The following is a 23,431-nucleotide window of genomic DNA, read 5'->3' on the forward strand; positions in this document are numbered from 1 at the left end:
GATTTTTTACAAAAAGCCTCTCTGCTATCAATTAAATATAGTTGGTAAACAAGATCTCAATTTGGGGTTGAGTGAGTAATGCTAGACAGAATAGGCGGTGAAAAAGCCAGTGCAACGAGTATGGTACGCTACGCGTCAGAGTCCACTTTTCTAAGCCATGCTGACCCTATAATGGCATAGTAAATTTGAACGATGGATGGATTTGACGGCAAGGGTCAGTTTATGTGTCACCATACCACTCGTACTTTAGCTTAGAAACTGGTTGATATGCTCACCAATTTCATCAGGCTTCTCATCAATCAACCAATGAGCGACATCTTTAATCCAGACAAGCTCTGCGTTTGGAATCGCTTCTGCCAGCTTTGGTGCATGTTCCGGTTTTTGGAAAGGGTCTTTATCACCCCACATGATAAATGTCTGATGCGGAAGGTTACTAAGTTCGTCAGTAATGGCCTGAGTATATTCTTTGTTCAACCGTCTGAGGTTGCGAAAGAAGGCGTGCTTGCCATCGTCAGTTGACCAAGGTTCGAGATACATCTCAATAAGCTCATCCGTCATGACGCTCTTATCATATACACCTTTTGGCAGGAAACCTCGCATCATGCTTAAAAAGTCCTCTAAACTCATCTCCGACTCAGCACCAGGTTCCTGTAGCGGCTCAAAGTCTGGGATAGGCCATGAATCGAAGCAGATGCTATCTATCAAAACAAGCTTTCGAACTTTCTCTGGATAATTGACAGCTATCAACTGAGCAACACCTCCACCAATATCATGCCCAACAATATCTGCTTGCCGCGCACCTAGAACATCCATGAGTTTTACAATCATGTTGCTTTGCGCATTAATGGACACATCTGCGCTTTTCGGTTTTGCAGATTTCCCGTAGTTGAGAAGGTCGGGAGCGATGACCCGATGTGTTTTTGCAAGTTGTGGAATAATATTTCGCCACATGAGGCTATTTGTTGGAATCCCGTGCAGCAGGATTATTGGACTACCTGAACCCTGTTCCAAAAATGCAATCTTATGCCCGTCAATGTAGGTATGGTTTTCTGTTATTTGGGTGCTCATAGCATCCTCCTAAAGATGAATATTGATAATCGTGAAATCGTTCTACGGAAAGGGGAGACAGTTTTTGTCAGCTAAGACAAGCCAATAACCGACCCCAACGTTATAATAGTAATGTGAAGGAATTCTTCAGGAAGTATGCGGTCTCAGTGATCAACGGCAACACGGCTATCAAAAATAGCACTAACTGTGTACGGATCTTTGTTTATAAGAAGCTTAGTATAATCCCATTATTTCCTATTCTTCGTACTCAATAAAAAGCCTAATGCAATGGCTTTATTGAAATAACGCGACTCTACCAAAAACTGTCGTACTGAGGGTCGTACTGAAGTTAGATAAACCAACCTGATGAAAGTGATTTAATCATACATTAATAGCAAAGGTATTATGGTCTCAGCCGTTATAGGTTTGTACCTCAACCGTTGGTAGTTTGTTGAAAGGTGTAAGAGATTTATAGTGTCATGGCCTAGCTTAGATTTAGAAAACCACCTTCAGTCCCAGCAACGGCAATAGATATCGAAATTAAAAACATTGATATTGAGAAGAGAAAATTAGCAGATACCGTCAAATATGAGCAAACTGCTAAGCCGGTTATTTCAGGAACGACTCAAAAAATATTTTATATCTTAGAACTACAGATTAAATCGAGGAGTTATGCTGTGTTTTTCGGAGGTACAGCGGCATATGTGAGGCCTTCGTACTCCGTTGAGACACGAGTACCGCCACCTCCATCAAGTGTCTGACCAATATTGGTCAGTGAGCCGATGATGGCGGTGTTTCCAGTCGCACGCGCAAACTCGCAAGCTGCTGCAACTTTTGGCCCCATAGAACCCGCAGGAAGATCAATCTCACTTAAAGCATCTGGATGCGCCTGCAAGATGCCTCGTTGTTTGTCAGTCCCAAAGTCTGTATAAACATACGCCACATCAGTGGCAATCACCAATAACTCACATTCAAGGCTACGGGCAAGTAACGAGGCGCACAAATCTTTATCGATTACTGCCTCGACCCCTTGCAAACAGCCATCTTCATCAAATGCCGTTGGGATACCACCACCACCTGCACAGATCACAATCGCGCCTTTTTCAAGCAGCCACTGTATGGGTTTTAGCTCAAATATCTTTTTGGGCTTAGGGCTTGCAACCACTCGCCTAAAATATTGACCATCGGCTTTAACGACCCAGCCTTTTTGCGCACTTAGCTTTTCTGCTGCCTCTTTTGAGTATACAGGGCCAATAGGCTTGGTTGGATTGTTAAAAGCAGGGTCTTTACGGTCGACTTCTACTTGAGTGAGTAGGGTGGCAATGGATGAGTCTCTCGGCAGGACATTCCCAAGCTCTTGCTCGATGATGTAGCCAATCATACCTTCCGTTTCTGCGCCCAAAACGTCTAATGGATAAGTATCGACTTCAGTGTAAGCCGCGCCTTGCAACGCAAGCAAACCAACTTGAGGGCCATTACCGTGAGCAATAACTAACTCGTTACCCTCCGTGACCTTGCTGATTTGTTCAACAGCCGTCTTGATATTTTGGCGTTGGTTGTGAGCAGACAGCGGCTCTCCACGTTTTAATAAAGCATTACCACCTAAGGCAATTAGTAACCTCATGATATTTCCCTACGCATTGTCTTCAGTTAACGTCATATCAGGGCGTGTCTTCATTTCAAAAATAGTGATAAAAATGAGATAAATGGCAGTCAAACAAGAAAAATAGCGCAGATAATATCGAGATATTAGTCAGCTATTTGACGCCGTTTGGCAAGATTTAGCCACTTTTAACCTATTTAGATGACTATCGATTGAATTGAGGGCACGCCCCGGTAGCACGCGTTGCTAATGTTATACATTAGATATTACCAAGCGCCGAGACTAGAACGGCTTTAATCGTATGCATACGGTTTTCGGCTTGCTCAAATGCGATGTTGTAAGAGGATTCAAATACCTCTTCGGTCACTTCGATACCCTCTGCGAGCTGTGGGTATTTTTCAGTTATTTTTTTACCAACCTCGGTATCTGAGTTATGAAAAGCGGGCAAACAATGCATAAACTTCACGTTTGGATTGCCAGTGGCTTTTATTAGATCCATATTGACTTGATAAGCCATTAGCGCATCGATTCGCTCCGCCCAGCTCTCAATAGGCTCACCCATCGATACCCATACGTCGGTATGAACAAAATCAACCTCTTTTGCCGCCGTTTTTACGTCTTCGGTGATAGTCAGACGCGCGCCTGATGCTTTGGCAAAGTCTGCACAAGTGGCTAAAAAGTCTGCTTCAGGCCACAAATCTTTAGGGGCACAAAGGCGTACGTCCATACCCATCTTAGCGCCCATTAAATATAATGAGCGGCCCATGTTATTACGTGCATCACCAAAATAAGCATACTTAATCTGATGGATTGATTTATCGGTATGCTCACGCATGGTCATTACGTCTGCTAGCATTTGTGTGGGATGAAACTCATTCGTTAGGCCATTAAAGACAGGAATATCCGCATATTCTGCTAACTCATTGACAATCTTTTGACCGAACCCGCGATATTCGATGGCATCATACATACGGCTCAACACACGAGCAGTGTCTTTCATGCTCTCTTTGTAGCCGATCTGTGATGAGTTCGGGCCAATAAACGTCACATTGGCACCTTGGTCATATGCCGCTACTTCAAAAGCACAACGAGTGCGGGTTGAGGTCTTCTCAAAGATTAGCGCAATATTTTTGCCTAAAAGATGCTTTTGTTCTGTGCCTGAGTATTTCGCTCTTTTGAGGTCACGAGCCATATCCAAAAGATAGGTAAGCTCGCGTTCACTATGATGCATAAGGCTCAGCAGATCACGGTTGTGAAGATTGAAACTCATGATAATTCCTTAATTTTTAGTATGTGTTTATTTTGGATGGACTATCACTGTATTTGGCGCCGCTATGAGGAGGTAGGGTTCAATACGCCCTAATTCGTTGGATCGCGAATGATAGGGCAAGTCATGCAGTGACCACCACCACGTCCACGGCCCAGCTCGGAGCTTGGAATCGTAATCACTTCAATGCCTTGTTTGCGCAGTAACGTGTTGGTATAAGTGTTGCGGTCATAAGAGATGACAACGCCTGGCTCAAGGGCAAGGACATTGTTACCATCATCCCATTGCTCACGCTCAACTTCGTAGCTATTGCCGCCTGTTTCTACCACTCTTAATTTATCGACCCTTGCGGCTTCTTCTATCACTTTCAAAAAATGTCTGTCATCTTCGCGCACATCTATACCGTGTGGCTTGCTTTCATCAGGACGAATATGAAAGGTCGTAATATGATCTGTCACTGCTGGAAACACATTGACCAAATCAATATCGCAAAACGTAAATACGGTGTCCAAGTGCATTGCAGAACGTTGATTAGGTAAGGCTGCTACGATGATATGGTCAACCGAACCATCGATGAATAAAGTCTTGGCCAGTCTGGTAATCGCTTGTTGTGACGTTCGCTCACCCATACCAATCAGCACGGTTTTGTTGCCGATAGGCATGACATCACCACCTTCTAAGCTACAGCCACTGAGATCTTCTTCAGTATCATCCATCCAAATTTTGAAATCAGCACCTTTAAAGTCTGGATGAAATTTATAAATAGCAGAAATAAGGAGCGTTTCTTGCTGGCGAGCGGGCCAGTACATCGGGTTGAGCGTCACACCGCCATATATCCAGTTTGAGGAATCGCGAGGAAACTGAGTATTGGGCAGTGGTGGCAATACAAACTCAGTCGTACCTGACAGTGCGGATAATTTTTTGAGTGATGCCCCAATATCATTCGGTAACTCTTCAGTGGTGACGCCGCCAATTAAAAATGAAGACAGTTTCTTGTGCTCAAGTTTGGTTAACCAATCTCTCACTTCGCCAGCCAATAAAGTACCGACGTGATTATCAGTGATTTTATGATCCATAATCCACTGCATGGCATCATTATTATCAAGGGTTTGTGCGAGCAGTTGATGCATCTCAACCACCTCAATATCGCGATCTCGCATCTTTGTGACCATATCATAATGATCACTTTTGGCCTTGCTAACCCACATTACATCATCAAACAATAAATCATCGCAGTTTTGCGGTGTCAGTCTTTGATGGGCAAGACCTGGAGAACACACCATAACTTTGTGTAATTTACCGACTTCTGAATGAACACCTAAAGATTTGTCAGACATTTTTGTATCCTTATGCGATTTGGGTGCGATTATCTCACCACTGTTTAGAGGACGAACAATCTAAAAAAGCAACTGATGTGACGATTACGACGAACGGATTTTTCTGGTGATTACAACGGTAAGGCGTTTTATTTAATAGGGTCACTACAAGCTTAACGTACCGCTGTAGAGGCCATAGGCTGCATAGATGGCACTGACAGTAATGACTGCTAGCACCACTTTTTCGGCTGTATTGAACAGCTGATGCTTGTGCTCTCTGCGTGCTTTTATATAGAGAACCACACCAGGAAGATACAACAAAGCGGATAGTAAAAAGTACTGAATACCAGCGGCATACAACAGCCAAATACTATAAAACAGCGCGGTTACCCCAATAATAATATCTTTTGTGGCGCTTTCGGATGGTTTGTAGCCCTCTTTGCGATAGGCCACCAAAAATCCATAGGCAGCAGAAAAGAAATAGGGAATCAAAATCATGGAAGTGGACAGATAAAAAATATTGTTATAGGTGCTTTTACTAAAGTAGGTGATGACTAAGAATAGCTGTGTCGCTGCAGAAGACACCAATAGTGCATTTACCGGTACATCAACGGCATTTGTCTTATAAAAGAACCTCGGCATGGTTTCGTCTTTGGCGGCAACGAATAAAACTTCGGCACAAAATAGCGTCCAAGCCAATAAACCACCGAGTAGCGAGACGACCAAACCTACTGATATAAAGGTCGCGCCCCACGGGCCAACGGCATACTCTAGCAAATAAGCCATCGACGGGTTTTTCATCGCTGCCAGCTCAGGGAGGGATCTAACACCCATCGCTAAAAAGTTAACCAGCATTAATAGCACTAACGTAAAAATGAACCCCAATACGGTGGCTTTGCCAATATCAGAGCGTTTTTTGGCGCGTGCAGAATAGACACTAGCCCCTTCAATACCAATAAATACCCATACCGTCACCATCATCATGTTTTTAACTTGATCAGGAACTGACCCTAGATCCGTCTCTCTGCCCCAAAAGTCGCTATTAAAAAGATCCATATTAAAGACCGTAAAAATAATGACAATAAAGGTGAACAGCGGTATCACTTTGGCGATCGTAATCAACGTATTGACTGAGGTAGCCGTCTGGATACCTTTGGTAATCATGAAGTTGTATGCCCACAATAATACAGAGGCACCCACCAATGCAGTTAGGGTATTACCATCTCCAAACACATTAAAAAAATAACCCAGCGTACTAAATATCAGCACATAGTAACTGACGTTGCCCAACCAAGCAGAGAGCCAGTAGCCCCATGCAGAGTTGAAGCCCATATAGTTACCAAAGCCTGCCTGCGCGTAGGCATAAACCCCACTGTCAAGTTCAGGCTTGCGATGTGCTAAATTTTGGAACACGAAGGCAAGCATCAGCATACCGATGCCAGTGATGATCCAACCAATCAAGGACGCACCAGGGCTTGCGGTTTCAGCGATGTTTTGCGGTAATGAAAAGATACCACCGCCTATCATAGAGCCTACGACAAGGGCAATGAGTGCAGTAAAGTTTAGATTTTTCTCGGATGGATTATGCGTTGTTTCAGACATGGTGACGACCTTTTACTCTCTGATTGAGAAATATATGAAAGCAACAAAATAGATATGGCCTTGAAGAATACTTAAAAACATTGTTTAATATATGAAAACCCCATAATATTAGCATGGATTATTATATATTTGCTAGATGAATGATTTTTGCTTGTAATTTCTATGTGTCTATATCAACCAAACAGCCGTGGTATTTGACGGCAAAGGTATTTTTCACGGCAGTATTTTTTGTAAAAGCTATAACTCAGATAGGCTAAAGCTCATAAGGTTAGATTTTGTGGAACGTATGATGATTGAGAATAGATTCAGTTTCTGATGGTTTATTGAGGTGGTATCGAGTACCATAACCATAACCACAATAAAATTATGGATTTATTGGTATTTCTGACTAGGTCGTGTCCTAATCGGCCCAATATCCGATGAATCAACTGTATTGCCGAACACCTTATATACATCACTCAGCATCCTGCATTAGCGTAAAAAGTGTCTTGTGCTCACAAAGCGCTAATATTGCCCGTCATGGTGATCGACACGAGGTGTGCTTGAGCTGATTTCCTACACTCAACACGCCCTATACTAAAAATCATTAAAATTTTTAAATTGAGGACATGCCCTAATACGGTTAAAAGACGTATGGGTTGGTTGTTTTTTGTTTTATTTCCGCATATAAATAATATATAGGAACCGTTATGAAAAAAGCATGGGTTTTGGTTCTATTGCTTGTCGTGGCCGCTGCTGCCGGTTGGTATTACTGGCAACAGCAGCAGCTTGCACAAGCCCTACCGCTAGGAATAGTCAGCTCAAATGGTAGATTGGAGCTTGAGCGGTTTGATATTGCTAGCCTTTATCCAGGTAGAGTCGAGCAAATGCTGGTGGCGGAAGGAGAGGATGTCGAAGTCGATCAGCTGCTTGTGAAGCTGTCTTCTTCACAAAGCGAAAGTCAGTTAGTGGCGGCACAGGCAACCGAGCAGCGCGCACATGAAATGGTGTCGCAGGCACGGGCGGGTCGTAAGCAAGGAGAGCAGGCAATGGCGCGTGCCAACGCCCAAATCGATGCGCAGATTGAACAGCAAAAAATAGCCAAAATGGAGTTGGATAATGCTCGCAAGATGCGCCGCGAAGATTTGGTGTCAGATTCAGAAGTGACCAAACGCCAAGCGGCATATAATGGCGCGGTTGCGGTCGTGCAAGCGGCGAGAGCAGCGTACGCAGAAGCACAGGCAGCTGTTCAACAAATCGATGCTCAAGTAGCAGAAGCAAATGCTGGTGTCAATCAGGCCAAAGCTCAAGAAAAATCTGCAGCATCGATGAATGACGATATGTTGATACGCAGTCCTAAAGCGGGCCGTGTGGAATACCGAATTGCCGAGGTTGGTAGCGTGATTGCAGCAGGCAGCAAAATGGTCAGCCTGCTAGACACAGAAGATGTATCTATGACTATTTTTTTACCTAACGGGCAGATGAGTGGCTTACAAGTTGGTAATGACGCGAGAGTCGTGCTGGATGGTCTGGACAGTGTGTGGCCCGCAAAAGTCTCGTTTATTGCATCACAAGCACAGTTTACGCCCAAGTCAGTAGAAACACAGAACGAGCGCGAAAAGCTCATGTTTAAAGTGCGTATCAAGTTGCCTGTTGAAATAGCCAAAGAATACAAAGGCCTACTCAAAGGCGGCATGACAGGTAATGGTTATGTGCGTAGCAATACCGACGTAGTATGGCCGAGTAACCTTGCTATAAACCTTCCTAAAAAAGGCCAATCCTAGTTTCTCACGTTCGAGTATGACAGCAGAAAATGAGGTCATAAATTATTCAGAGGGTTTTACAACCGAAGAGTGATCTTTATGAATAAATTAACGATACAAACTGAGAGATAACGTATGGATAGCCAACATACCGCCGTTGAAATTAACGCTGTTTCGCATACATATGGCAAGACGGTTGCTCTTGATAATATTTCCCTAAATATTTTACAAGGGAGCACCGTTGGGCTAATTGGTCCTGATGGTGTTGGGAAATCAACGTTGTTGTCTCTTATTGCAGGGGTCAAGGTCATTCAAAATGGCTCCGTGCAAGTATTCGGTAAGGATATGGCAGAAAAATCTGCACGTGAGGCGCTGTCAAAACATATCGCCTTTATGCCACAAGGCTTAGGGCATAATCTTTATCCAACCCTGTCGGTATATGAGAATGTGGAATTTCATGCGCGACTGTTTGGATTGAATGCACATGAGCGCCATGTACGAATAGCCCGTTTGCTTGAGGCAACTGGGTTAGCACCATTTCCTGATCGTGCGGCTGGCAAGCTATCAGGCGGAATGAAGCAAAAACTGAGCTTATGCTGTGCATTGGTGCACAATCCTGACTTACTGATTCTGGATGAGCCAACCACAGGGGTAGACCCTTTATCACGCCGTCAATTCTGGTCATTAGTGGCCTCGCTACAAGCTGAACGTCAAGAGATGACGGTCATCGTGTCGACAGCCTATATTGATGAAGCCAAAAATTTTGAATACCTGCTAGCGATGGATGATGGCAAGCTCTTAGCCAATCAGCGGACGCAAACCGTTATGACAGAGCTGAATGTCACGTCACTTGAAGAAGCCTACATTAAGCTATTGCCACCAGAGAAACAAACGAATGCAGGCGCGTTGGTTATCACGCCATTTGTCCCTGATCCTGATGCACCGCCCGCTATTGAGGCAAAAAACCTAACCAAGCGTTTTGGAGACTTTACAGCGGTTGATAATGTCAGCTTTCGTATTGAGAAAGGTGAGATTTTTGGTTTTTTAGGCTCTAACGGTTGTGGCAAATCGACCACGATGAAAATGCTGACTGGATTGATTGATAAAACAGAGGGTTCAGCCAAACTGCTGGGTCAATCTATCGATGCAAATGATATAGCGACAAAAATGCGTGTCGGTTATATGTCGCAGTCTTTCTCGCTTTATGAAGAGTTGAGCGTACGTCAAAACTTAGAGCTGCATGCAACCCTTTATCAAATAGAAGGGGAGCGTGGACAGCAAGCTGTAAAGGATGCATTAGATAAATTTGACCTCAGTGCCGTGGCGGATACAGCGCCAGCCTCGTTGTCACTGGGTATCCGCCAACGATTACAGCTGGCAGCGGCTTGTCTACATCATCCCGAAGTATTGATTTTGGATGAGCCAACCTCAGGCGTCGATCCTGGTGCTCGTGATATGTTTTGGCGACAGCTATTGACGCTTTCACGAGAAGATAAAATCACGATATTTATCTCTACTCATTTTATGAATGAAGCCAGTCGATGCGATCGTATCTCTTTTATGCACCGTGGTCGCGTGCTGGTCGTTGGTACACCGACAGAGCTGACACATAATAAACAAGCGGAGGATCTCGAAGAAGCTTTTGTAGAGTATCTGCTCGAAGATGAAAAAAATGACACTGAACCCACCAGCCAAAACGACACGACTGAAAATACGTCAGCAGAATCAGCGATCATAGCGTCTGAACCTGATAGTCAAACCGACAAAACCGACACGCTTAAGTATTGGTTTACCACTGTGTGGACATTTGCCACGCGCGAATTTAAAGAGCTATTACGCGATAAAATCAGGCTGTTCTTTGCTATCGTTGGGCCCATTATTTTGATGGTCATGACCGGTTGGAGTATCTCTTTTGATGTGCACGATTTACCTTATACGCTACTGGATCAAGATTACTCTGCACAAAGTCGACAGTTGACGGAGTACTTTTCGGGCTCAGAATATTTTACATCTACGTCACCCGTAGACTCTATAAAGGCCGCTGAATACGCGCTTAGAAGCTCTGAGACGCAATTGGTTATTGATATTCCAGTGGATTATGGACGTGATTTATTGGCCAATAGACAACCAGAAGCGAGCTTTTATATTGATGGGACAGTGCCATTCAATGCGGCCAATATTGAGGGCTATGTAGGAGGGATTATGAGGATATATATCAAAGACCTTCTTCAAGATACTGGCTTGCCTATCGACTTAGACCCTGCCGCTGAAGTGGTTCCACGCTTTATGTATAACCAAGATTTCAAAAGTGTGAACGCGGTCATTCCCAGTGTGCTAATGATGATACTCATGTTGATTCCGGCAATGATGACCACGCTGGGTGTGGTACGTGAGCGTGAAGTTGGCTCGATATCAAACCTCTACACATCACCAGCCAGTGTGCCTCAATACCTACTTGGAAAACAGCTACCTTATGTCGTTCTGGGACTGATCAATTATCTCATACTTGTGCTCATGGCCATATTTTGGTTCAAAGTGCCCATAAAAGGCTCTTTTTTGGCGATGTCTTTTGGCGCATTGCTGTTGGTCTATGTGTCTACAGGACTGGGGCTTTTAGTGTCTAGTTTGGTTCGCACACAGGTTGCCGCCTTGTTTGTCACAGCCATCGTCACTCTGATACCCACCATTAACTACTCTGGGTTGTTGTACCCGCTCTCTAGTATGGACGGCATCGCTTATGCCATTGGGGTCGGGTTCCCCGCATCTTGGTATCAGCGTATCAGTATTGGCGGCTTTACTAAAGGACTGAGTTGGTCCAGTTTTTTGACGGAGTACATGGTTTTGACCGCTTTTGCCTTGGCATTTATCACATTTGCCTCTATTTTCCTGAAAAAGCAGGAGGTATAAGTGCAGACTTTTAAAAATATCTGGACGTTGACCATCAAAGAATTGCGCAGTCTGTTTGGAGACAAGATACTGTTTCTCATGATTGGCTTCGTGTTCTCTGTCACTATTTATTCTGTGGCAGAAGGCATCAATACGGATGTACGTAATGCGCCTGTAGGTATTATAGATTTAGACCGCACAGCCCTGACCAGACAAATTCGAGATGCTCTACAACAACCTTACTTTCTGCCTCCTGTCGATGTGAAACGCGAAGATGTCGATGAGTTGATGGACAAAAGCAAGCTTATTTTTGTGCTGGAATTTCCACCTGGGTTTGAACGAGATGTGCTGGCTGGACGAAAACCGCAAGTTCAGCTGTTAATTGATGCCACCACCATGACTCAAGCAGGTATTGGGCAAGCCTATATTCTCCAAATATTTAATCAGGAAGTGAGTGATTTTTTAAAACAAGCCGATCCACCGTTATTGGTCAAGCCAGTACTGAACATGATATTTAACCCAAACGGAGACAGCTACTGGTACACACCAGTTATGGAAGTCTGCAATATGATTGCGCTCTTGGCAATAGGGTTGTCCGGTGCTGCCGTTATCCGTGAACGCGAACGTGGCACCATCGAGCATCTGTTGGTGATGCCAGTCAATACAACAGAAATCGTGATTTCAAAAATACTTGCCAATAGCTTGGTGATTTTATGTGCCTCCATGTTATCGATGGTTTTTGTGGTCCAGTATCTGCTTGGCATTCCCATTAACGGGTCGCTGCTTTTATTCGGTAGTGGTGTGGTCGTGTATCTGTTCTCCATATCTTCTCTCGGCATTATGCTATCAACCATGGCACCGAGTATGCCGCAGTTTGCCTTATTGATGTTGCCTGTCTTAGTCGTATCATTACTCTTATCTGGCTCTATAGCACCGCGCAGCAATATGCCCGAAGCGGCACAAATGATAAGCGAGTATTGGCCCACGACTCAGTTTGTCAGCTTTACTCAAAATGTTTTATTCCGTAATGCTGGCTTGGACATTGTTTGGCCTGAGCTATTAGTCATGACAGGTATCGGCGTCGTGTTTCTTATTTTTGCTTTAGTACGATTTAAAGCGATGCTTGAAAAGCTAGGATAATGTGCAAAACAGGCTGGCCCAATTTGGCTCAATAAAAGCCAGTCATACGTATACCGATATCCTAAGAGACGTTATAGGGCGTGTTTGATATTCGACCATGGCACTGAATTAAAAATAATGATAGAGAAGATAAGGAGGAGAAGCGCATGTTTCCATTATCCAAAATTGTGAGTTTGGGAGCATTGGTCTTGATCTTAAGCGCCTGCCAAAGCACACAGGTTGTTCGCCAAAGTGACATTTCTATTCCGACGACATTTGACGAAAACAAAGCGGCGAAGGGCAGTCCAGAAATTAGCCACTGGTGGCGACAATGGCAAGATCCGCTATTAAGTCGCCTAATAGAGCAAGGCTTACAAGACAGTCCCGATATCCGAATCGCTGAAAGTCGTTTCGCAGAAGCAGTGGCAATCAGTCGTCTTGCCACTGCTGATCTTGGGCCACAAGCTGGCGCCAATGCTTCAGCGGGCATTATAAATGGTTCGGCTCATCTGTCTGCAAATGACAACCTCAGTCGTCTATTGGGTGCTAGTACAGCGCTGCTGGAGACGCACCAAGATATAGATAGCAGTCATGCTAATGCGGGATTCTCTGCTGCGTGGGAGCCAGATATATTTGGCAGAAAACAAAGTGATGCTGATGCCGCCCGTTATGCGGCGTTGGGTGTACAAGAAAAAATATATGGCGCGCAAATGCTACTGGCAGATCAAATTGCTGATCACTATTTTCAAGCCCGTGCCGCCCAGCAGCGTGAAGTCATTACCGCCCGCAATGTAGAGATATTGACGCGCTTTGAGCGATATATAAAAGGGCGTTTTCAAGCGGGTCAAGTCACCATGTATGAAGTTAATAATGTCCAAAGTAAACTCAATGCCATGCGTGCGAAAAAAAGCACAATCAATGCAGAGTATGCAATGCACGTACGTAGCATAGCCGTACTTATCGGGCAAGTACCGCAAGGTTTTGAGCTGCCTTCTACGACTGTGGACATTCTCAATTATCAACCGAGTGCGCCCAGTGGCCAAACGCCTCAAGGGTTGCTAGAACGTCGTCCAGATCTGCGTGCCTATGGTGCACAAGTCAATGCCTATTCTGCCAAACTGGCAAGTGCCAAAGCCGATCTGCTGCCACGTTTCTCCATTCGTTTTTTAGGTCAAGGCGGACGCATTGACGTTGACAGTGATGTGCCAGATTTGAAAGGTTGGGGCAGTATATTGAGTGTGGGTATACAAGTTCCCATTTTTACGAACGGTCGGATTAAGGCCAATATTGACAGCGCAGACGCTCGATTGCAAACGGCGCTGCTACAGTATGATCGAAGGCTACTGCGTGCGCTTGGTGAGGTGGATAATACCTATCAGGCACATCAGGCTCTACAGCAGCAACAAAAATTGCTGAATACGGCCTATCAGCAGTCTGCCAAGCGTGCCAGCGATGCCGAAAAGCTGTTTCGTTATGGCTATCAAACGTTAGATGAAGCTCTGACAGCGCAGCTCGACTCGGAACAAATACAAGAAAACTTGATTTACTCGCAGCTTGCTCGAGCACAAATGCTACTGAACCTTTATAAATCACTAGGAGGAGGATGGGGAGAGGATGTCACTGCGGAGGCATCGTAAATTCAGATAGCTTATGAGTGATCTATGTTGAAAAAACTGTAGAACTATCACCAAGACTACCAAACAAGATTCGAAGCCATCAGCGATATCACTAAAAATGCAGTTTAGTTATTATCGTCTGGTTGCGTAACTATGATTTTCCAAGTTAATGCCTACAAATATAGCCCATAATTTAGTTAGTTAATTTAAATATTTATTTAAGATAAATATTACTTTGTTTAACAATAACATAACTTTCATATAAATTTAACTTAACAATAAGGCAACATATTCTAACCTTGCAAAGGTATCTAATATTTATAGGTCGACACACACAATGATTTTTCAATCATATAAAGGAACGTTAGATTATGCCTTTACACAACCGAAATCAGATAGATCCTATTAGCGAAGACGTTTATGAAGACCCAATGAGTAATACGCTACTCAATAAATTTCAATTGCCTCAAAACAGTACCCAGCCAGAAGTTGTTGCTCAGTTTATAAAAGACGAGCTACTTCTCGATGGCAATGCCAAGCAGAATCTGGCTACATTTTGTACGACATGGATGGAAGATGAGGTTCATGACATCATGGACTTATGTGTCGATAAAAATATGATTGATAAGGATGAATATCCACAGACTGCTGAAATGGAAGCGCGTTGTGTTCATATCTTAGCGGATCTATGGAATAGCCCACAAGCTCATACGACTCTTGGTTGCTCAACTACTGGCTCATCAGAGGCTTGCATGCTTGGCGGATTAGCCATGAAGTGGCGTTGGCGTCAAAAACGCGAAGCAGCAGGATTAGATGCCTCAAAGCCCAATTTGGTCGTTGGGCCAGTACAGATTTGTTGGCATAAATTTGCGCGGTATTTTGATGTTGAGCTTCGTCAAATTCCACTTGAAGGTAATGAGGTTAGTACCAATCCCGAAAAAATAAAAGACTATGTTGATGAAAATACCATTGGTGTCATTCCTACCTTAGGGGTGACTTACACTTGTGTGTATGAAGACGTCGCTGCGATGGCAAAAGAGCTAGATGATATTCAAAGCGAAAAAGGATGGGACATACCTATTCATGTAGATGCCGCTTCGGGTGGATTTATAGCGCCCTTCATTCAACCTGAACTTGAGTGGGATTTTCGTATCGATAGAGTGAAGTCTATCAATGCGAGTGGTCATAAATACGGTCTGGCACCACTAGGTGTCGGCTGGGTAGTTTGGCGCTCAGAAGAAGACTTGCCAGAAGATTTGATATTCTATGTAGATTATCTAGGTGGAAACATGGCAACCTTTGCGCTTAACTTTTCTCGACCAGGTGGTCAAATTGTCGCGCAATACTATAATTTTTTACGATTAGGATTTGAGGGTTATAAAGGTGTTCAACAAGCTTGTGTGGATACCGCTCAATGGTTGGCAGATGAAATCTCAAAGTTAGGTCCGTTTGAGATGTTTTATGATGGACGAGGTGGTTTACCTGCTCTTAGTTATACCCTAAAAGAAGGAGACTGGGGTTTCAATCTCTATGATTTATCTGACAAAGTTCGCCAACATGGTTGGCAAATAGCCTCTTATCCACTACCAAACGATCGTCAGGACACCGTCATTCAACGTATTCTAATTCGTCATGGTATCAGTCGAGATATGGCCGCGTTGTTATTACGTGATATTAAAGCCGCTGTTGAATGCTATAAAGCGCATCCAGTTTCACATTCTAGCTCTACTCGTACCTTTCATCACACATAGAAGAGCATTATGAGTAATCCTACTGTAGTCGGTCAGATATTCGATAAGATAGAGCCTGTTACTGCTTCAGGCTTACATGGATTTTTTCAACTGCTGGATAATCAGCCCATAGTATTTATCTTGTTATCATTAGCTTTAGGTACTTATATTGGTAATCGTAGCATCAAGAATATCTCTTTAGGGTCAACAGCAGGTACTTTGCTGGTAGGGGTTGTGCTTTCGATGATTGCACAATCTGCTTATGATATTACTTATGCCATACCAGGGGTTCTTTCAACCTTTATGCTCCTTCTTTTTATGTATGCTTTAGGGCTTAAAGTTGGACCTCAGTTTTTTGCTGGATTAAAAAAAGGTGGTTTGGCATTCATTAGTATCGGCGTCATTGTCTGGTCACTAAACTGGATTATTTGCTTTTTTGGGGCAAAGTTTGCAGGCTTAGCACCTGGATACGCAACAGGACTTATCTCTGGTAGCTATACCATAACGGCCATACTAGGAGTGGGGCAAGGCGCTTTATCGAGTGGTGCCTATATACCACCGTCAGGAATAACAGCGGAAGAAGTTGGTGCCAATATGGCTGCAGCCTATGCCGTTAGCTATGTCTTATCCACTGTTGGTATTATTTTACTCATTCGCTATTTACCTAAGATTTTTGGTTACAACTCTGCTAAAGAGGCTAAAGCCGCTGAAGTTAATTATAATGGCGGTGCGACAGATCCTTTACCTGGAGCACCTCAGGCATTAACACTGGGTTTTTCACCGTATGATTTACGAGCCTTTTATGTGACTCACAAAAACATTGTTGGCAAAAGTATCTCAGCGTTAGTCAAAGAGTATCCGCAAGCGCCTATTTTACGTTTGGTTAGAAGTGGCGCGATTGTAGCGTTATCAGATGATCCTATCGTTCAACTGAACGATATCGTTACGGTTAGAGCCAATATTCATGATTTAATTTTTGTAGACAATGAGCTCATCGGACCTGAAGCTGATGATCAATTGGCCCGCAATGTTCCTATAGAAGTTGCAGATATTCACATCGGCTCTCATGATATCTCAGGTCAAAACATTCATGACCTCAGCGAGTTTGGAATAGGAGGTGTTACTGCTCAAGCTTTATTTAGAGCAGGTAATGAAATCCCCCTAGGTCCTAAAACACAGATTTATTTCGGAGATGTGATTAGACTAGCAGGTCCGGATGTGGCTTTAAATATGGCAGGGCAACGCTTGGGAGGACGAGTAATATTACCAACCATGAAGTCTGAAATAATTTATCTTGCCGTTGCGATGGTTATCGGATATTTAGTCGGTATTATAACGGTCCGAATTGCAGGTATTCCATTTGCACTAGGAACTTCAGCAGGGTGTATTCTTGCTGGGATTGCCGTTAGTTATTTTCGCAGTCGCAACCCTGAGTTTGGTGGTCCGATACATGAAGGCGCCAGAAGTTTCTTGCAAGATTTTGGTTTAAACGTTTTTGTGGCAGTTTTAGCCGCCAATGTTGGGCCTAAAGTCATTACAGCCTTACATGGTGATACTCTATTATGGCTAGCAGCAATCGGAATAGCAGGTGCGTTAATACCACCGCTCGTTGCCTTCTGGATAGGGGTGAAATTCTTTAAACTTAACTCAATCATTGCTGATGGTGCCGCAACTGGCGCTAGAAATAGTACACCTGGACTAAACGCCATTATGGAAGAGTCAAAAAGTTCAGTTGCTGCTATACCTTACCCTGTCAGTTATGCGCTTACGACCGTCTTAGCTTTGATTGGCGGTTATATTTCGATGATTTTATCTTGAGTTTTTAGGACTGAAATTAGTAGACAATGATTATTTCAAAATTCTAATATTGACAATCTCACCTAATAATAAAGGCCTGAGAAAGCTATAGATCTTATACTGAACTGCCCCAAGATTTTTGGAGCATTAACCTTCTAAAGAATGAGCGTTGAAATTAGCAGTTTGATATTCCGTTTAAAAGTATTTTCAGATATCTGCTAGATATACCCTTAAAATACTGTTATATAAAGTTATGATTTTGACATATTAAGTAATAAAAAACCCCCACAGCGTATAGGCTATGAGGTTTTTTTATTACTTCTGATAATATTTATTGGTGCGCCCACCAAGAGTGGGCTATAAGTCTAAGAGTCTTTAATACCAACCTATACAGAAATTTTATAATTAATTTTAACAACATATTTAACAACAATTCTATGTCGTTAGAATAGCGGCTCTACTATAAAAATAAGCAAATATTGCTTACAAGAAATATTGTTTGTACCTATATATTTTTAATATTGACGTATATATTGAGCACGAGAAGTAGAGCAGCCTTTATAATGTTAGAACTATTAGTAAAGCAGAAGCTATTAATAATTGACTTGAATGCTTACAATGTCAGAGTATTTATCAGGCCGAAAGTCGGCACTGAGAACAGTAACGTATACAGTCTTTAGTTGAGAGGTTCCATCGCCAGTACCTAGTACGCCATTCCCGACGTTATTCGAGGTGGCAGTATTTCCCCATATAACTTCATTAATTGAACGCAATTGATAAGGTATTTTATCGGTATTGTTGCCAGTACCACTCATCATACCAGCACCATTGACATTATTGTTGGATGGCATCAAGCCAATACTATAGGGTGCACCATTGGTGCAGGTCACGCCAATCGCGCTAGAATTATCGCCCATGATATTGTTTCTATTTGCAGAATGAGAACCTAAATTGATATCAGCAGTAGAGGTAACTAAACAGCTTGAAATTACGGTTGCTTGAACGGTAAATGGGAACATCTCTACTCCTGAGTTACCCGTTGAGCAATCAAGGTCAGATGAGGTGTCGTTAGCCCTAAACGTTAATGCGGTATGACTGCCATTGAAATCGTTGGTGTAAGTTCCGGATGTTGCGAGGGCATTGTTATAGTTTGAGAGCAAAGAGACGTTAATAGCTACGCTGCCTGAGATAAATGAGTTTTCGGCAATAGCAAGTGAGCCTGAGTTGAATTCAGAACCACTAGAATTTCGGGTACCCCAATCAATATTTCCTGGTAATGTCATGGTAAAAGCCAAGTTTGAATCGACAGACCCATTCTTCATGTAACGCGGAGGGTAAGTGCTGTTATTATTGCCACCGTCTACTGCAAGGCAAACCGATACATATCCTGCGGAGCCGCTATTGGTGCATCTATAGTTTAATGTAGCACTAATTCTTGCATCATCGGCGTTGGCGGGGGTGATAGAATCGCTAATGTTCACTTTACCGGTACTTCCCACTGCTGTATTCATACCTGCTTCACACGTAACATTGGGTACAGCATAAGCATTCCCTGATGGTAACCACCATGCACCTACTATCAAAAATATACTATATTTCCATCTTAAAAACTTCATTATTCTTTTACCTTTTGACAGATGAGAGGACCGATGAGTGGAATATCATCGCCCTGTTTATGATAATCAAAGCTGACCGTACAACTATCACTAGAGGGCATGATTACTTTTAGTACATTGTGCTCATCTAAGGTATCCAAATAGACTTCGCCATCAAATCCAATAACTGCTGAAGATGCATCTTTGTTCGTAAGTAACCGTACTTGACTGCCAAGCGGTAATGGCTGGTTAACGTTGTCGGTAAGGAGGACAGAGGCAGAGCGCACAGGTGTGATGCCAAATCTTACTAATACTCCAGCACGGTCAGTCGGCGTTGCTTCAATATCCACTTTGTCAATGTGCAGGTCAGCGGGCAAGTCCATAGGGTTAATAGCAATTTTATTGTCTTGATAAGCGTTCAATGGTGTTACCAATAATAGCCCCTGCTTATTCGTTGTACCTATGGGACTGTTTTGCAGCAGCACTGGTACATCGGCGATACCATCAGTGGAGACCACGGCAAAACCATTATTGATTTGGCGGGCAGCAAATAAGCCTCCACCCATCATGACCAGCGCGCCTGTACCGCTAGCATAAGTAGAATAATTATCGTTGTTGCTACTGATACCAGCTTGTAATCGACCGTATGGACCAAGATAATTCAATTCGGCTAAGCCATCGGTGCTGCTGTTGTTACTCGTACTGTGCCTTGCTTGCGCACGCCAGCCTATGCCGCCCGCATTTGGTGTTGATTGCGACACATCTGTTACCAAGGAATGACGCTCGTTAGTGCTCTGCACACTACTATTCAGCGAGATATTATGGTCTAAGGATAGCGAGGCCCCAAAAGAGACGCTGTTATTGGCAGAATTATGGATATCATGATTGTAATTGGCGTTCAGACTCAGTCGTCTCCCAAAGGACTTTCGCCAAGAGGCACTGGCAAATTGTGAGGTCTCTTGCTGCGTAAAAGCGACCTGATTATAACTAAGACCAAAACTGCCTAGAGATTGGGTGCTATAACCTGTTGAGAGTTGTTCACTTCGGCTGTTGGGAGCATTTCCGTAACGTGTGGCGACGTCACGGTAGTCACCATGAGTACCAGTGGCATTGAGACCGATATGGAAGCGACTATTATTCCAAGAGTAGTCTGCACTGTATTGCAATCCACCTTCACCTTGGCTGTCGCTACCCGCTAGTGAGGCAAATAAGACACCGCCTTTGCTACCTAATAACCAAGTGCCACCGACACCAGCATTACTAAGCCCCTCAGTCACTTCAGCATGGGTCTCTGCGGTAAAGCGATCACTGACTCCATAACGCCAAGTGCCAAAGCCGGCGATATCATTACCATAATCAAAAGATTTGAGGCCATAATTTTGGCGTACGGTACCGAGCTCTACTGACCAATCGGACAGCCCTGGCTGTAGTAAACGATGGGCATCATAAAGTGAGAAATTAAGCGTGGTGTTTTGTCCTAACGCATCAGTCAAGACGAGCTGGGCATTGCCCGCGCCGCTAAAACTGGGAGCTGTATTAAGCTCAAATGGACCGGCAGGTATGTCGCCGCTGTATTGCTTGAGACCATTAACATAGAGCTCTACCGCTGAGGGTAGCGTGGCCGAGCCAAAAAATGACGGCAGAGGCGTGGTGGCAATATAGGGCTGCAGGTCAAAGTTACTGCCAAATTGCAGTCCGCCTAAGCGTGTGGACCTTGTCCAGGATAGTGTACTTGTGAGTATGTCGCCGGCTCTGATAGTGAGTAACTTATCTGGAAATGATTTACTCCAGCTGGTATCCAATCGCACCGTGCGGCTGTCCCAATCCTTGCTACTAATAGCGCTATCAGCAAAACGATTGCCAGTTGTCAGGGCAGTAGAACTTAATACACCAAAGTCATTAAACGCGCGCAGTTCTGTATAAGCACTTAAGCTGGTCGCGTTGTCCTGTGTTTGTGTACCATAAAGGTTGTAATTTAACAGAATACCAGGTGATGCGGTCGGTTTTGTGCGTCTGCTATTGCGGGTATTAACGATGGTCGTGGAAAGGTTAAGTATGTTTAGTGGTGCAATAAGGCTGACCGTTTGCTGGCGTGCATCATAATCAATCTTGATGTCAGATAGAGTGTTTAGCGGCCTTGGTTCGATAGTATCGGGTGATAATATAAAGCCGAGTTGCTGCAATACGTTTGCACTTGCCCATAATTGCTCATTATAGTATTCGAAATGTGCTAAACCTTTGTCCGTTCCGTTAAGCTTAACCTCTAAATAGAGATCAAGCTTATCTGGATAACCCTTTGCGTCACGATTTTCACGGTTTAAATCAAGCTGTGCGAGACTGTCGTTGGTAAGGTCTGTAGAGCTCGCCGTGATATCGTTTGGTTCGATGGCATGGCTGATAGGTATCATTAAAGTTTGCAATAAGGCTATTTTAGCGATCGGAAGTGTCCAGCGTAACGTCTTGTATTGTCTCAGTGCCATTGATCGTTACCTTGAATTTACCGGCTATCGCACCCGCTATAAGGCCGGAGGGCGGTACTTTCAGTGTCCAGTTCATAGTGGCATCTGGTAAAATATAACCCAGTAAACCTTGATGTATATTAATATTATTACCCGCATCATTTACAACGCTCAGGCCAATCAACTTGGCATGACCATTGCCGCTATTGTGGACGCGTAATGTAATCTGTTCGCCATCTGGTAGCAAGGTATATTGCCATTTCAATTGTGGACTAGTCTCAACAATACCAATAGGCTGTACAAATACAGGTAAAGAGTAGCTCATCGCAAATTGCAAGCCACTCTTTTGCTTAGGGGACTTAATCGGTAGCTCATTAACCAAAATCCGATAACTAGTTTCCATTCCTTGCGGAGGTGCCTTAGCACGGATAATTCGAACCAGTTGTTTGTCACCGGGGTTGAGCTCAATCATTGGCGGACTGGCCAATAATCCTCGTGAGGGAGCGAGCTGATCGCCTGTTTCATCTTGTGACCACTGATAAACGCGCACTTGCGCATTTATCACTTCGTCACTCGAATTACTAAGGGTCAGGCCACTGGCGTTTTCTCTAGCTTGCAAGCTTAAAGAGATGGGAGAGACCTGTAGGCCACTTGCCATCGCTCCACTACAAGACAATAGCAAACTAGAGATAACAGCAGGTTTCGCAACACGGCGTAACCAGAGACTCGGCATGGTGATTAATAGGCTACAGAAATATTAATAGTATCGTCGTAAGCACCAGGTGTAACGTCGGCATCACTAGTCACTGTGAGATAGATAGGAGTAGTGATGGCGGTAGCATAATCTGCGAATTCGTCGGTAGATACTGTATTAGTAGTGCCCCACGCAGTGCCACTAGCTGAGCCAGATGTCAGTTTATACGCTACTTTTTCAGCGTCTAAATCTCCTCCAAGCAGAGTACCAGTACCGTCGAGGCTAGTGGTTGACGCAGGTGTTAGACCAATAACAGCCACAGAACCTTTAGAACAGTTTAAGATAAGGTTAGTGGTTGCCGTTACAGCTGTAGTTGCCTTTCCTGCTTCAGTTGTTGCAAGTACAACATCTAAAGGAGCTGCATCTATAGTACATATAGACTCAACGTCCATACTAACGCCAAAACTACTTGAGGTAGGGCTAGCAGCATTCGCACTAGACATAGCAGCGAATCCGCCAATAGTAACTAATGTAACAGTCATTAATGATTTTTTAAATTGCATGGTAAATCTCCAAAGGTTTAGATCTTTTAGGGTTTCGGTGATGAATTACAGCGTAATCAGTTGAATACGATGTGCTTGCCGAGCTAGATAGCAGAAATCTCGTTTTTTTAGCAATCTAGAACCCACTGGCTTAAGATAATTACCTGAGGCGAACTGACTCTTTCAGTTACAATAACTACGACTATCGTCAATATTTGTTGCTAAAGCATGACAGGGTTGTTTTAGAAGTTTGTGACTAACATGTATCCACGCTAATATCCAATTTTCCATATGTATTATTGACCGATGCGTCACTACAAATAACCTCATCAAATAGAGCCAACATTAAGTTTGCATACTAGCCTTTATATACTCTACTATCATACAATGAGCTTTATAAGCCGTCATAAGTCGAT

General features: G+C 43.7%; 15 protein-coding genes. 6 read left to right on the plus strand and 9 right to left on the minus strand.

Annotated features, from left to right (window positions below):
- Positions 1 to 246: 246 nt before the first annotated feature.
- From I6E84_RS07150 to arcD, 5 genes are all read right to left on the minus strand, one after another.
- A complete protein-coding gene (locus I6E84_RS07150; protein ID WP_197217134.1) occupies positions 247 to 1,068 on the minus strand; it encodes an alpha/beta fold hydrolase in 822 nt (273 codons plus the stop codon).
- Positions 1,069 to 1,717: 649 nt separating this feature from the next.
- The gene (gene arcC, locus I6E84_RS07155) at positions 1,718 to 2,671 is read right to left on the minus strand and encodes a carbamate kinase (protein ID WP_197217135.1); all 954 of its coding nucleotides are present in this window, start codon (positions 2,669 to 2,671) and stop codon (positions 1,718 to 1,720) included.
- Positions 2,672 to 2,909: 238 nt separating this feature from the next.
- Positions 2,910 to 3,920, minus strand: a complete 1,011-nt coding sequence (locus I6E84_RS07160) for an ornithine carbamoyltransferase (RefSeq protein WP_197217136.1) — start codon at positions 3,918 to 3,920, stop codon at positions 2,910 to 2,912.
- A gap of 89 nt (positions 3,921 to 4,009) precedes the next feature.
- The gene (arcA, locus tag I6E84_RS07165) at positions 4,010 to 5,254 is read right to left on the minus strand and encodes an arginine deiminase (RefSeq protein WP_197217137.1); all 1,245 of its coding nucleotides are present in this window, start codon (positions 5,252 to 5,254) and stop codon (positions 4,010 to 4,012) included.
- A gap of 144 nt (positions 5,255 to 5,398) precedes the next feature.
- Positions 5,399 to 6,835 (minus strand): arginine-ornithine antiporter, encoded by a 1,437-nt coding sequence (gene arcD, locus I6E84_RS07170; protein ID WP_197102690.1) that lies wholly within the window; start codon positions 6,833 to 6,835, stop codon positions 5,399 to 5,401.
- 689 nt (positions 6,836 to 7,524) lie between these two features.
- Here arcD and I6E84_RS07175 point away from each other — a divergent pair.
- The 6 genes from I6E84_RS07175 (at position 7,525) to I6E84_RS07200 (ending at position 17,746) form a co-directional block, all read left to right on the plus strand.
- Positions 7,525 to 8,598: an HlyD family secretion protein gene (locus I6E84_RS07175; protein ID WP_197217138.1), complete on the plus strand. Its 1,074-nt coding sequence runs from the start codon at positions 7,525 to 7,527 to the stop codon at positions 8,596 to 8,598.
- Between the two features lie 114 nt (positions 8,599 to 8,712).
- Positions 8,713 to 11,484 (plus strand): ribosome-associated ATPase/putative transporter RbbA, encoded by a 2,772-nt coding sequence (gene rbbA, locus I6E84_RS07180; RefSeq protein WP_197217139.1) that lies wholly within the window; start codon positions 8,713 to 8,715, stop codon positions 11,482 to 11,484.
- Positions 11,485 to 12,603, plus strand: coding sequence for an ABC transporter permease (locus tag I6E84_RS07185; RefSeq protein WP_197217140.1), 1,119 nt, complete (start codon positions 11,485 to 11,487; stop codon positions 12,601 to 12,603). It begins immediately after the preceding gene.
- 146 nt (positions 12,604 to 12,749) lie between these two features.
- Positions 12,750 to 14,219 carry an efflux transporter outer membrane subunit gene (locus I6E84_RS07190; RefSeq protein ID WP_197217141.1) on the plus strand — a complete coding sequence of 490 codons (1,470 nt, stop codon included), beginning with the start codon at positions 12,750 to 12,752 and terminating at the stop codon, positions 14,217 to 14,219.
- 350 nt (positions 14,220 to 14,569) lie between these two features.
- Positions 14,570 to 15,949 (plus strand): glutamate decarboxylase, encoded by a 1,380-nt coding sequence (locus I6E84_RS07195; RefSeq protein WP_197217143.1) that lies wholly within the window; start codon positions 14,570 to 14,572, stop codon positions 15,947 to 15,949.
- Positions 15,950 to 15,958: 9 nt separating this feature from the next.
- Positions 15,959 to 17,746, plus strand: coding sequence for an aspartate:alanine exchanger family transporter (locus tag I6E84_RS07200; RefSeq protein WP_197217145.1), 1,788 nt, complete (start codon positions 15,959 to 15,961; stop codon positions 17,744 to 17,746).
- Between the two features lie 572 nt (positions 17,747 to 18,318).
- Here the strand turns inward: I6E84_RS07200 and I6E84_RS07205 are convergent.
- The 4 genes from I6E84_RS07205 to I6E84_RS07220 are packed head-to-tail and all read right to left on the minus strand — an operon-like array spanning position 18,319 to position 23,036.
- Positions 18,319 to 19,341 (minus strand): spore coat U domain-containing protein, encoded by a 1,023-nt coding sequence (locus tag I6E84_RS07205; protein ID WP_197217146.1) that lies wholly within the window; start codon positions 19,339 to 19,341, stop codon positions 18,319 to 18,321.
- Positions 19,341 to 21,800 (minus strand): fimbria/pilus outer membrane usher protein, encoded by a 2,460-nt coding sequence (locus I6E84_RS07210; RefSeq protein WP_197217149.1) that lies wholly within the window; start codon positions 21,798 to 21,800, stop codon positions 19,341 to 19,343. Before I6E84_RS07210 ends, I6E84_RS07205 begins: the two co-directional genes overlap by 1 nt.
- The gene (locus I6E84_RS07215) at positions 21,751 to 22,512 is read right to left on the minus strand and encodes a molecular chaperone (protein ID WP_197217151.1); all 762 of its coding nucleotides are present in this window, start codon (positions 22,510 to 22,512) and stop codon (positions 21,751 to 21,753) included. Before I6E84_RS07215 ends, I6E84_RS07210 begins: the two co-directional genes overlap by 50 nt.
- A gap of 5 nt (positions 22,513 to 22,517) precedes the next feature.
- Positions 22,518 to 23,036 (minus strand): spore coat protein U domain-containing protein, encoded by a 519-nt coding sequence (locus tag I6E84_RS07220; protein ID WP_197217153.1) that lies wholly within the window; start codon positions 23,034 to 23,036, stop codon positions 22,518 to 22,520.
- Positions 23,037 to 23,431 lie beyond the last annotated feature (395 nt).

Source organism: Psychrobacter sp. SCQQ22, from assembly GCF_015864605.1.
GTDB classification, from domain to species: Bacteria; Pseudomonadota; Gammaproteobacteria; order Pseudomonadales; family Moraxellaceae; genus Psychrobacter; species Psychrobacter fozii.